The organism is Deminuibacter soli, assembly GCF_003412455.1.
Classification (GTDB): domain Bacteria; phylum Bacteroidota; class Bacteroidia; order Chitinophagales; family Chitinophagaceae; genus Deminuibacter; species Deminuibacter soli.
The window spans coordinates 42,152-54,538 of sequence record NZ_QTJU01000011.1 but is presented as its reverse complement, the minus strand read 5'-3'; the positions used below and the strand labels follow the sequence as shown (position 1 = coordinate 54,538).

Annotated in this window: 11 protein-coding genes; 5 read left to right on the top strand and 6 right to left on the bottom strand. The window is 48.8% G+C overall.

Features of this window, described 5'->3' with window-relative positions; all coding sequences use genetic code 11:
* Positions 1–54: 54 nt before the first annotated feature.
* From recN to DXN05_RS21240, 4 genes are all read right to left on the bottom strand, one after another.
* Positions 55–1,710, bottom strand: a complete 1,656-nt coding sequence (gene recN / locus DXN05_RS21260) for a DNA repair protein RecN (RefSeq protein WP_116849404.1) — start codon at positions 1,708–1,710, stop codon at positions 55–57.
* A gap of 462 nt (positions 1,711–2,172) precedes the next feature.
* Positions 2,173–3,672: a tetratricopeptide repeat protein gene (locus DXN05_RS21250; RefSeq protein WP_116849315.1), complete on the bottom strand. Its 1,500-nt coding sequence runs from the start codon at positions 3,670–3,672 to the stop codon at positions 2,173–2,175.
* Positions 3,673–3,732: 60 nt separating this feature from the next.
* The gene (locus tag DXN05_RS21245; RefSeq protein WP_116849314.1) at positions 3,733–4,488 is read right to left on the bottom strand and encodes a zinc ribbon domain-containing protein; all 756 of its coding nucleotides are present in this window, start codon (positions 4,486–4,488) and stop codon (positions 3,733–3,735) included.
* Positions 4,489–4,576: 88 nt separating this feature from the next.
* Positions 4,577–5,674: a Nif3-like dinuclear metal center hexameric protein gene (locus DXN05_RS21240; protein WP_116849313.1), complete on the bottom strand. Its 1,098-nt coding sequence runs from the start codon at positions 5,672–5,674 to the stop codon at positions 4,577–4,579.
* Positions 5,675–5,984: 310 nt separating this feature from the next.
* On the opposite strand from DXN05_RS21240, the gene DXN05_RS21235 reads away from it, so the two are divergent.
* Both DXN05_RS21235 and DXN05_RS21230 read left to right on the top strand, forming a co-directional pair.
* Positions 5,985–6,839 carry an aminotransferase class IV gene (locus tag DXN05_RS21235; RefSeq protein ID WP_116849312.1) on the top strand — a complete coding sequence of 285 codons (855 nt, stop codon included), beginning with the start codon at positions 5,985–5,987 and terminating at the stop codon, positions 6,837–6,839.
* A 167-nt stretch (positions 6,840–7,006) separates the two neighbouring features.
* Positions 7,007–7,600 carry a hypothetical protein gene (locus tag DXN05_RS21230; RefSeq protein WP_116849311.1) on the top strand — a complete coding sequence of 198 codons (594 nt, stop codon included), beginning with the start codon at positions 7,007–7,009 and terminating at the stop codon, positions 7,598–7,600.
* A 544-nt stretch (positions 7,601–8,144) separates the two neighbouring features.
* Here DXN05_RS21230 and DXN05_RS21225 read toward each other — a convergent pair.
* A complete protein-coding gene (locus tag DXN05_RS21225) occupies positions 8,145–8,525 on the bottom strand; it encodes a hypothetical protein (protein WP_116849310.1) in 381 nt (126 codons plus the stop codon).
* Positions 8,526–8,668: 143 nt separating this feature from the next.
* Here DXN05_RS21225 and DXN05_RS21220 point away from each other — a divergent pair, with 143 nt between their 5' ends.
* The 3 genes from DXN05_RS21220 (at position 8,669) to DXN05_RS21210 (ending at position 11,764) form a co-directional block, all read left to right on the top strand.
* Complete coding sequence (locus DXN05_RS21220) at positions 8,669–10,090, top strand: tetratricopeptide repeat protein (RefSeq protein ID WP_116849309.1); 1,422 nt, start codon at positions 8,669–8,671, stop codon at positions 10,088–10,090.
* Between the two features lie 147 nt (positions 10,091–10,237).
* Entirely contained in the window at positions 10,238–11,014 is a 777-nt protein-coding gene (locus tag DXN05_RS21215; RefSeq protein ID WP_116849403.1) for a phosphosulfolactate synthase, read from the top strand.
* A 3-nt stretch (positions 11,015–11,017) separates the two neighbouring features.
* Positions 11,018–11,764 carry a shikimate dehydrogenase family protein gene (locus DXN05_RS21210; RefSeq protein ID WP_116849308.1) on the top strand — a complete coding sequence of 249 codons (747 nt, stop codon included), beginning with the start codon at positions 11,018–11,020 and terminating at the stop codon, positions 11,762–11,764.
* Between the two features lie 16 nt (positions 11,765–11,780).
* On the opposite strand, the gene DXN05_RS21205 is transcribed toward DXN05_RS21210, so the two are convergent.
* The gene (locus DXN05_RS21205; RefSeq protein ID WP_116849307.1) at positions 11,781–12,224 is read right to left on the bottom strand and encodes an acyl-CoA thioesterase; all 444 of its coding nucleotides are present in this window, start codon (positions 12,222–12,224) and stop codon (positions 11,781–11,783) included.
* Positions 12,225–12,387 lie beyond the last annotated feature (163 nt).

The window sequence follows — 12,387 nt, the reverse complement described above, 5'->3', positions numbered from 1 at the left end:
CCACCGGCATGATGTGTTCAATGTTGGCTGTGAGGACACAGCCAACGGCAGTTGCTAACTCATCACCATTTCGCGTGCATTTTCCAGTGCAGCGGTGGTGGGTTTTTCGCCGCTGAGCATCTGGGCTATGGTGAGTATGCGCTCTTCTTGCGTAAGCTGGCGGATATTGGTGGTAATGGCGTCGCCCCTGGTGCCTTTGTACACAAAGAAATGCGCATCTGCCTTGCCGGCAATCTGCGGCTGATGCGTAATACAGATAACCTGGCGGGCATCAGCCAGCTTTTTCATGATAATACCCACCTGTTTGGCGGCTTCACCTGAAATGCCGGTATCAATTTCATCGAATATCATGGTGGGCAGGTCAATGGATTGCGCCACGAGCGATTTAATGCACAACATTAAACGACTTAATTCCCCACCGCTGGCCACTTTGCGGATAGGCTCAAAGCGGTTGCTTTTGTTGGCGTCGAACAGGAAGTCTACCTGGTCCATGCCATAAGCGTGCAGTGCGGTGTCGGTAACAGCCACTTTCAGGCGTGCATTGGGCATACCTACCTGTGCGAGCAGGGCATTCACCTGCTGTTCCAGGGAAGGTGTTTGCTGTTTGCGGGCGGCAGAGAGGGCGGTGGCCTGGCGCTGTGCTTCGGCGAGCAGGGTGGCTACTTCTTTTTCTTTCGCGGCAATGGCGTCGTCTATATTCAGTACAGCCTGTAATTTCTGCTGCAGTTCGTTTTGTAATTGCAGCAGTTCGGCAGTGGTTTTCAGTCCGTGTTTCTTGAGCAGCTTATAACCCAGGGCCAGCCTGTCGTTGATGGTCTCAATGCGTTTCTCGTCAAACTGCACGGCATCGTTCAGGCGGTCTACTTCACCGGCTATGTCCTGCAGTTCAATGTGCGCGCTTTGCAGGCGAACGGCAATGGCGGCTACATCGCTGTGGTAATCTTTAAACTGCAGCAGCTGGCTGCTCATTTGTTTAACCAGGGTGAGTATGGGCTGCTCGCTTTCTTTCAGGTCGTAGTACACGCGGTTGAGCGTGGTTTTGATGCCTTCTGCGTGGGTAAGCAGCTGCAGTTCCTGTTCAATGTTCTCCAGCTCGTTTTCTGCAAAGGCGGCTTCTTCCAGCTCGCTGTACTGGAACTGGAAATAGTCCAGCTCTTTGTTGAAGTTCTGCTTCTGTTCCTGCAAGCCAGCGAGCTGTTGCTGTTGCTGGTGCCATTGCTGGTAGGCGCGTTTATAGGTTTGTACTGCTGTTGCCTGTCCGGCCAGTGCATCCAGCACCGTACGTTGAAAATCGGCGTCGCCCAGTTCCAGGGTGTCGAACTGCTGGTGCAGATCAACCAGCAGGGAAGCCAGTGCGCGCAGCTGCTGAAGGGTAGCAGGCGTATCGTTGATAAAAGAACGTGATTTGCCGTTGGCAGCAATTTCCCTGCGTATGGTAAGTTCTGCTTCTTCTTCCAGGTCATTGCTTTGCAGGAAAGCGGCGATAGCAGGTTTACCGGCTACCATAAAAGTACCTTCAACAAAACATTTGCTGTCTGCCTGCATCAGTACCGAGGTGTCTGCACGGTCGCCCAGTATCAGGCTCAGTGCGCCCATCAAAATACTTTTACCTGCACCGGTTTCACCGGTTATGATATTCAAACGCCCGGAGAAGTCGATGTTGAGTTCATCGATAATGGCGTAATTTTTAATGTGCAAACTTTTGAGCATAACAATTTCAGTGGCCAAATATAAAGCATCGCGCATTCGCGCGATGCTAATTTGAAAATTTGAAAGTGTGGTAATGTGAAAATGGAAAGCCGGTGTGAAGGGATCATGGGTGAATAGTAATAGGCAATTGTGAATGACCAGGGCGAAGATTTTTTACCGGAGCGGAGTTAGTTGCCGGTGAGGACACCGGCAACGGCGTATTATGTCCGCGGCTGCTTGCGCAGCGCGGACGAGTTTGCTGCCGTTGGCTGTGTCCCCACAGCCAACCTGGTGAAGCCACATCATGCCGATGAGAACACCGGCACGGCCAGCAGCAATAAGATCCGCTTCCATCAACGGCTCGCTTAAATAGTCTCGATGTGTCGATGTCCCGATGATCGAAATAGTACCCGCTAAGTTTATTCACTATTGCCTATTCACTATTCACCGGCTTTTGTTACTCACGACTGACTATTCACGGCGTCATTGCCCCTTGCACCGCGCAATGCCTGCCTTGGCTTTCTGGTCGAGGGAATCTTTGTATTCGTGGTCATCCATGTCCAGGCATTGCTGGTAAAAAGCCATGGCCATGGCTTTTTTGCCCTGGCGCTCGTACATATAGCCCAGTTGCAGGGCGGCGCGGGCGGCGAAGTATTCGGGGCGGTGTTCGCCGAGTTTAATGGCTGCCAGGTAGGCTTGTATGGCGGCTGCATCATGACCCATATCGTCGTAAATGCGGGCGAGGCGGTAAGCGAATTCGAGTTGCTCTTCGGGTTTGGCGAAGTATTCGGTGTTTTTACCTTCCAGTATGGCCAGCGCTTCTTTGTTGTAACCGCCATCGCTCAGCAGGCGGGCTTTCAGCAACAGGGCATTGGGCCAGGTATTGTTTTTGGCTTCGCGCTGCGCCTGTTTGTCGGCATCGGTATCGGTAGCGCCTTTTTTCAGGATCAGTGCACGGGCGTTTTCTGCAGCTGCGGTATTGCCCTGCAGGTAGTAACACCAGCTTAATTTCTGGTATACATCTTTCACATAAAAGCGGCCCTTGAAATGGGTGAGGAATCTTTCAAACGAGCGAATGGCATCGGGCAGTTCCAGGTGGCGCATGCGTGCGTAGCCCAGTTCAAAATCCCATACGGAGGTGGCCATGTATTCGGCTGAGGGGTTGCGGAACAGGATTACCTGTTTGCCGTATTCATTTCTTTTGTTGTTGATGCCCAGGTTGGCGGCCATGTAGGCAAACAGGTGGTTGTTTACCACATCAAGTTTGTTGCCGGCGATATATTGTAACACCTCGTCGGGTTTGTTCTCGATGTAAAACACCAGGTAGCAGTAGTAAAACTGGGCTTCGTTTAGAAACTGTTTGGCCTGCGGATCGTTGCTGTTGAGGAAGCTGCGGAAAATCTGCATGCCGTCTTTAATGGAGCCCTTCATACCAAACAGGCTGGCGAGCCATTTGTACCCGTTGGGAATAGTGCCTACGGCTACCTGCAGGGGGCCATAAATAAGATCGTTGGGGGCAAAGGAGGGAAATGCCTTGCGGTTGTCTTTAATGAGCGAGAAACCACGCCTGAAGTCCCAGCCTGCGCTCCAGCGTTCGCCGAACTTGATGGCTACTGCTGCCTTTTGTAAGGTAACAATGGCGCGGCAATAGCGGTAGTAGGGGGAGCTGTCGGGCCCTTCGGCCAGTTTATCGAGCCTGGTATCGAAATGGGGTTTGCGTTGTTCGTACTGGGTGGGATCTTCATTAAAAAACAACTCGAAAAAGTCGATATAGTTTTCGAGGAAATCGGGGATGAGGTTATCGGGGTTCTGGCGGCGCGCTTCGGTGATGGTGGATTGCGCTGCGGACAGTTTAAGACTGGTGACTTCATTATACGCTTTCTGGCAGGTGCTGTTAAAGTCGAATACTTTCTCTGCCAGGCTATACAGCGGGGAGCAGAAAAGCAGCAGCACGCACAAAATCCTGGTCAGCTGTTGATTCATAGGCCGAAAATAAAAAAGGGCACTGTATTACAGCACCCTTTGAAGGAATTTTATCAATGATTATTTGATTTCAATTGCGTTGTTCAGCTCGTCGTCAACGAGGATACGTCCGCAGTTTTCGCAAACCATTACTTTTTTGCGCTGGCGGATTTCGCTCTGTTTCTGAGGAGGAATTGCATTGAAGCAACCACCGCAGGCATCCCTTTCAACAGGCACTACAGCGAGGCCGTTACGGTAGCTTTTGCGGATACGGTCGTACGAATATTGCAGGCGCTCATCCATAGCCTTGCGTGCTTCGGCAGCGAGATCGTTGAAATGGTTTTCTTCTTTCTCCGTGTCTGCAATAATTTTCTGCAGTTCACCTTTCTTGTGCGTCAGTACGCTTTCTTTGGAAGCGATCTGTTTTTTAGCATACTCCAGGGCCTTGGCTTTATCGGCCAGTTCTTCGTTTGCGTCGCGGATATGTTTTTCGGCCAGTTTACCTTCGAGCTGCTGCATCTCAATTTCTTTGTTGATGGCTTCAAACTCGCGGTTGTTTTTTACGGCCTGGCTTTGTTTCTCGTATTTCTTAACCAGTGCATCCGCATCTTTAATGGCATTTTTCTTTTGTTCAATGAACTCAGTAATACCATTGATCTCTTCCTCAATACGCGTTCTACGGCTGTTTAAACCAGCAATCTCATCTTCCAGGTCACTCACTTCCATTGGAAGCTCTCCCTTCAAAATCTGGATTTCGTCCAGTTTGCTGTCTATTTTCTGCAACCTAACAAGGGCTGAGAGTTTTTCTTCTACAGAAAAGTCTTTAACGGTAGCCATATATATGTTTCAAGTTTCAGGTTTCAAGTTACAGGATGGCGCTTGCATATGCAGCCACCTGAATTATCTGTTTGATTGCCAGGAGCACCTATACGAAATAGTGGACAGGGTTAGTGGCAATTTCGGATTTAAGGACGGCAAAGGTAGGGAATTTTGCCAGCAAAATGTCAAACAGTAAATCTATGGTAAATTGTTCGCTTTCCCAATGCCCGATATCTGCAATTACCAACCGGCTGTTGGCATCAAAAAATTCATGGTACTTAACATCAGCTGTAACGTATACCTGCGCACCTGCTGCCAGTGCCGCGCCTGTTAAAAAGCTGCCGGCCCCGCCGCACAGGGCTACTTTTAATACCGGGGTGCCCAGTAAGGGGGTATGGCGTATCACCTGCAGACCAAATGCCTGTTTCAGCTGCTGCAACAGCCCGGTTTCGGTGCTTACGACAGGCAGTTCGCCAATAAGGCCGCTGCCAATCTGCTGGTAATCATTGTTAAGCGCCACAATATCATAGGCCACTTCTTCGTAGGGGTGTGCGGTGAGCAGGGCCTGTATAATGGGTTGCTGCAACACCGCCGGGAACACCAGTTCCAGTTTCAGCTCTCGCTCGGTATGGCGCTGGCCCTGTTCACCCACAAAGGGGTGGGTGCCTTCGCCTGCCTTAAAAGTACCATCGCCTTCGGCAGAAAAGCTGCATTCGCTGTACTGGCCAATTTGTCCGCCCCCGGCTTTGAACAGTGCATTTTTCACCTGTTCGGCATGGGCTACCGGTACAAAAGTGTACAATTTTAACAGGGTGCCTTCCTTCGGCACCAGGATGCGGCGGTTGATAAGCCCTATTTTATCAGCAATACGGGCATTTACGCCATGCAGTACATTATCGAGATTGGTATGAATGGCGTAGATGGCCACATCGGCTTTGATAGCGGCAATAATGGTTTGCTCCACGTAATTTCTGCCGGTGATCTTTTTCAGTCCCTTAAAAATAATGGGATGGTGCGCCACCACAAGGTTGCAGCCGCGGCGAACAGCTTCGTTTACAACGGCTTCGGTAACATCGAGTGTGCAAAGTGCGCCGGTGCATTCCCAGCCGGCAGACCCGGTTAGCAGCCCGGCATTGTCGTACGATTCCTGGTAAGCCGGCGGGGCCAGCGTTTCCAGTTCCCTGATGATGTCAGCAATTTTCATGGAAGCAAGATAAGCAGCGATAGCGAGAATCGAGAGGCGACAGTCAAGATGACCGGAGCGGGTATTACTCGTGAGGCGTCAGTCGTGAGTGATTGAAGCGGGTCCAATTTTCGAGCATCGACAGTCGACACGTCGAGACTATCTAAGCGGGTATGTTTACTATTGCCGGAGGCGATTTTTTGCAAACAAGCTCGCAACCTGAAGCTGTCTCGCGCCGTGGTTAAAGTGTGCCGCCACGCCCGCCGCAGGCGGTATGCCCCCACAAGCTTGCAGCTATGCGCTTGCAGCTGTTTTTCTTTAGCTTTGGATCATGGATACAGGCCATTACATGATGCTTAACGGGAAAATACTGCCGGCTGAAACGGCTTGTATTTCAGCAGACAACCGGAGTTTTCGCTATGGTGATGGTTTTTTTGAAACCATGAAAATGCTCAATGGGGTGTTGGTGTTGGGGCGGCTGCATATGGAGCGGCTGTTTGCCTCGCTGGATACCCTGCTGTTTCAAAAGCCGCCATTGTTAACGGCCGAAAGCCTACAGGAAGAGGTGCTGCGGCTGGTACAAAAAAACAGGCACCAGCGTGCGGCGAGAATACGTATCACGGTTTTCAGGGGAGACGGCGGTTTGTACGATGCGGAGAACCTGCACCCGAATATATTAATCCAAAGCTGGGAGCTGCCGCCTGCAGCGGGGCGTTTTAACGAAAACGGCCTGGTAACCGGGGTGTACACCCGCGCACGCAAGGCTGCAGATGATTTTTCGCATGTAAAAAGCAATAACTACCTGTGTTATGTAATGGCTGCCCTGTGGGCCAAACAGCAGCAGCTGAATGATGCCTTGCTGCTGAATACCGGCGGCAGACTGGCAGATGCCACCATTGCCAATATTTTTGTAGTACACGAGGGGATCGTAAAAACCCCGGCCATTACAGAGGGGTGTGTGGGCGGGGTAATGCGCAGGCACCTGCTGGCGGCCATGCATGCGGCCGGTATACCGGCACAGGAAACCCGGCTGGAGCCGGAGGTGCTGCGTGAAGCTTCGGAGGTTTTTTTAACCAATTCCATCAATGGTATCAGGTGGGTGCATGCTGTGAACGACCAGCATTACCGGCATAAGGTATCTTTTATGCTGTACAACGAGCTGGTTTTGCCGGCTTGGGCGCACTGAATAAAACAATGGATTGTACCGGCAACCTGCAGGCATTCCCCGTTCACTGGAAAAATGGATGAATAACGGAAAAACAGGTGTGCCGGATTTTGCAATCATCTTTTCCTTACTTTTAGCCCGAAATGCTGCTTTAAATGGTTATAATCAATCGACTATTCATCATAATAATGTTTTGCGCAAGCCTGGTGACAGGGTATGCGCAAGCCCCTAAAACCGTTGCCGATTGTACCGTGCATTTTCAGGTGTCGGTAGGTGACGATGGTGCTACAGACACCCGCACCACCAAAACCGTTTACCTGCGTGGCCGCGATGTACGCATTGATATGCAAAGCCCCGAGTTTACGCAAACCACCCTGTACAATGCACTCAGGGGATCGGCGGTAATACTGCGCGAAATAGGCGGGCAGAAATACATGTCAACCCTGGATGCGGATAAATGGAAAAAGTTCAACCAGAAATACGATGGCATGTCTGTTTCGCTCACCAGCGAAACCAAAACCATACTGGGGTATGAATGTAAAAAAGCCGTGGCCACTTTAAAAAGCGGTACGGTGCTGAATATTTTTTATGCGCCGGCCATTGTGCCGTCCATCGCCGAGAACGATTACCAGTTTAAAGGCATCCCCGGCTTTGTGCTGGAGTACGAAACCCAGGGCGATAAAGACAAACAAAAGATCCGTTTTGTGGCCGTATCCATGAACCTTGACCCGGTACCGGCAGTGAAGTTCGAAGTGCCGAAGTCGGGGTATAGGATTTTGTAGTTTAACGTTCAACGTTTAACGTTTCACGTTTGAAGGTTTAATGTTTCAGGTGAACTGTAGTTCAATTGTTTCATAGTTTAAAAGGTTCAAGTACTGCAGGATATTTATGTGGCCTTCCTTTTCGGGGAGGCTTTTTTGTGTTCCCGGAATGGCATAACGAACAAGGGAGGTAAAACAGCCCAACGTTAATCTTTAAACGTTCAAACGTCGCCAAATTGAACTTTTGAACTCTTGAACAATGAAACAATACAGCTTGTGAGCGAGGGGGACAAGCAGGGTATACAGCCCAACGTTAAACGTTCAAACGCCGCCAAATTGAACTTTTGAACTCTTGAACAATGAAACAATACAGCTTTGTGAGGGAGGGACAAGCAGGGTAAACAGCCCAACGTTAAACGTTCAAACGTCGCCAAATTGAACTTTTGAACTCTTGAACAATGAAACAATACAGCTTATGAGCGAGGGGACAAGCAGGGTAAACAGCCCAACGTTAAACGTTAAACCTTAAACTTCAAACAGAAAAGATTTTCCACGAAAGTTTGTACTAACGAAAAGCCGGAGTAGAAGGCGTTTTAAATTTGGCCAGTGGCACTTTCACTTTGTATTTGTAAGGAAATACGTAAGTTGTGTTGCCGCGTTCAACGCGCATGAAGGAGGTAACTTCCTGTGAGGAAGGCGCGAGGGTAATGGTTTCTGGTTTGTCACCCTGGTTGTCGAAATCCTGGATGCTTTTAAAAGGAAAGCCGCTTACAGTCCGGAGAGAAGGAATGTTGTAAACTTTAGAATATTTGTTCAGGTTTTTTAGGCTCACCTTATTTTTGCTATCATCAGAAGAGCCTGAAAATGAGGCAACAGCAACTTTTGTAACGCACAGGAGCGCGATTACAGCAGTTATTAAAATCCGGTATGGTTGCTTTTGCTTCATATTCTACCTGCAAATTTAGTGATTTTCTCTAAAATATTTAACAACTTTTTATTGATTTTGTTAAAACGGATAAAATACGAAAAAGTTACGGCAGAATTGGAAATATGCGCGATTTGATTTACTTTACATAAACCTAAGGAACTATGAGAGAGAATCCCTTCCGTGAAGACAGAGAAGAATTGAAGGAGTTGCTGAAACAATACGAGAATTTGCGATCGGGCCGGGGACACGCTTTTCTTGAAGAAGATGCCTTTGAGCGTATCATCGACTATTTTGACGACCGTGACGATTTAACCAGCGCACTGGAAGCAGCCGAAACCGGCTTGCATTACTTCCCTTACTCCTCCCAGTTACTCATTAAAAAAGCCGATTTATTAATTGCCACACGCAAATACCAGGATGCCCTGGATGTGCTGGAGCACGCCGAACTGTTCGACAGCACCGATATCAACCTCTTTATTTTAAAAACCGATGCCTACCTGGCGCTCGACCAGCAGGAGAAGGCCGTTCAGCTGTTACAGGAAGCCCTGCTGCAGTTTGACGGGGAAGAACGCATTGACCTGCTGTTTGAGCTGGCCGATGTGTACGACGATTACGAAGAGTTTGACAAGGTGTTCGACTGCCTGAAACTGATACTGGAAGAAGAACCTTCCAATGAGGAGGCCCTGTATAAAATCTGTTTCTGGACCGATTTTACCGGTCGCAACGAAGAAAGCATCCGCCTGCACCATAAAATAATCGAAGACCTGCCGTACAACGAGCTGGCCTGGTTTAACCTGGCTGCCGCCTTCCAGGGCCTCAAACTGTACGAAAAAGCCATTGATGCTTACCAGTACGCCATTGCGATTGACGAGAAATTCGACTACGCCTACCGCAACATGGGCGATGCCTATATTCGCCTGCGCAAATACAAGGAGGCCATTGAAGCGCTGGAAAAGGTACTGGAGCTTACCCGCCCCGAAGAGGTGATTTACGAGGCCATCGGCCATTGTTACCACCGCATGGGCAACAACGCACAGGCCAGGTTTCACTACCGCAAGGCTTCGCACATGAACCCGGACGACAGTAAACTGCACTATAAAATTGCCCAGACTTACATTAACGAGAAACACTGGGAAAATGCCGTAAAACAGCTGGAAAATGCCATGCGCCTGCAGCGCAATGTGCCTGAATACAACCTGGCCATGGGCGAATGCAAAATGGAACAGGGCAAAATAAAAGAAGCCATCCAGTGTTTCGGGCTGGTGGTGCGCAGCAAACCAAAATTTGTAAATGGCTGGGAATCATTAATCCGTTGCCTGTACAAGGGCGAATTTTATGAGGAAGCAGCAGAACAAAGTCTGGCCGCGCTGGAAGCTACCGAAGGCAAACCCGTGTTCAGTTATTATTACAGCGCCGCGCTGTTTGGCATGGGCAAATCGAAAGAAGCCCTGTTACAGCTGGAAAAAGGACTGGAAACATCCCCCAAACTGCTCAAAAAGTTCCTGGAACTGCAACCGGTGGCTTTACAGAACAACCAGGTGGTAGATTTGATTGCCCGGTATAAAAAGGGTAAGAAAATGTAAAGGTCTGCTCATAGCAGGCTGATGAACTTATACCAATAACATTGCCGGTGGAGACGCCGGCAATTGCGTTTTTAGGGCAATTAAGAATCAAAAAAACGCAATTCCCCGGCGTTCCCTATTTTTGCTTCCGCAAAATGAATGATAATGATGAATTTTTTCTTATCGCAGATCCCTGAAAGAACAGCCCAGCCCCGCACGTACGGTTTAACAATGGTAATGGACAAAGGGTTAAGTTTAAATGAAGTGCAGAACTTTATGAGCGTATCCCACCCGCATGTTGATATAGTGAAGCTTGGATTCGGCACGTCATTCGTTACCCCTAACCTGCGTGAAAAAATTGAATTGTATCAGTCATACAATATTCCCATCTATTTTGGCGGCACCTTGTTTGAAGCATTTTTGATCCGTAACCAGTTTGAAGATTATATTGCCGTTTGTAAAGATTACGGTATTTCCTACATGGAAGTGAGTGATGGTTCTATTACCATTCCGCATGCAGAGAAATGCGGTTATATTGAAAAATTGACCAAATACGGCACTGTACTGAGCGAAGTGGGCAGCAAAGATGCGGCACACATTATTCCTCCCTACAAATGGATTGAACTGATGCGTGCTGAACTGGAAGCAGGCAGCTCGTATGTTATTGCCGAAGCACGTGAAGCCGGTAACGTAGGTATTTACCGCGGTTCGGGCGAAGTGCGTGAAGGTTTGGTAAATGAAATTCTCACCCAGATTCCCGGTGAAAAAATTATGTGGGAAGCACCGCAGAAAGCACAGCAGCTGTACTTCCTCGAACTGCTGGGTTGCAATGTAAACCTCGGCAATATTGCGCCTACTGAAGTTATCGCGCTTGAAACCATGCGTATCGGTTTACGCGGCGACACATTCGATCTGTATCTCGACAAAGAAAAAAACAAAATATAACCAATGCGTACATTCGGTATCATTGGATTCCCGCTGTCGCATTCTTTTTCGCAAAAATACTTTACGGAAAAGTTTGCGGCAGAAGGGATAACCGACGCCGTTTTCAATGCTTACCCGATGGAGCATATTGCGCAGTTAACGCAGCTGCTTGAATCGGAACAAACGCTGGAAGGCTTTTGCATTACCATTCCGCATAAACGCAATGTGTTGCCCTGGCTTAGCCATGTATCACCTGCTGCAGAGCAGATGAACGCATGCAACTGCGTACGTGTAAAAGGTGGCCGGCTGTTTGGCTACAATACCGATTGCACCGGATTTCAGCGCTCGTTTACACCACAGCTGCAGTCGCACCACACACAGGCCCTTATACTGGGCACAGGCGGCGCTGCGGCAGCTATTGAGTACACGCTGAAGCAACTGGGCATGCCTTACAAGTATGTATCGCGTACACCGCATGAAAACTATCTCACGTACGACATGCTTACAGCGGATATAATGGCTGCTTACCTGGTTATCATCAACTGTACACCGCTCGGCACCTATCCCGATGTAGAAACCGCACCCCCCATACCATACGAACTGGTTACCCCGCAACATTATTTGTACGATGTGGTGTACAACCCGCCGCTCACCCGCTTTTTACAACACGGCACTGAAAAGGGCGCAGTAGTAAAAAACGGCTATGATATGCTCACCATACAGGCAGAGGAAAACTGGAAGATATGGAATGATGTGGTGAGTGGTGAGTAGTGTCACGACTGTCGATTCACCACTCACGTTTCATGCTGAGCTCCGCTATCGCTGCTGCAGGCACGGGTACTTTTTTCTTCTGCGCATAATCGTAACACAGCATGCCTGTTTTGGCTTTGGCGGCAAGCTGGTTGCCACCGGCATGTACCAGCTCCATGCGATAATATAAATCGAAACCAATTTTATCAAAGCCCGTTGCTGCAACGGCAATTTCAACTACATCGCCGTGGGCGAGTTCGTGTTTGTATTCAATAGCTGCATCTGCCATAATAAGACCGCAGCCTTCAAAACTAAGTTCGGAATAACCGTGGTGCAGCAGAAACTGTTGCCTTGCTTCGTGCAATAATGATAAGAAAACATCATTGCCTACATGGCCGCCATAGTTTAAATCGGTGATGCGGATGGGAATGCGGGCGGTGAAATTAAACTGATCGGGCAACTGCACTTTTACTCTTTCCATACCTGGTTATTGATTGAGGATACACCGCAAAATACGGTAAACATTGTATTGCGCGCTGAATGCGATGAATGTTCACCCTGTTCACAATTCTGATTTGCCGGATTGCTGTTGAATAAAACTGCCTCTTTTAACTCAGCATTTACTTTCTACTTTTAATCAGGAA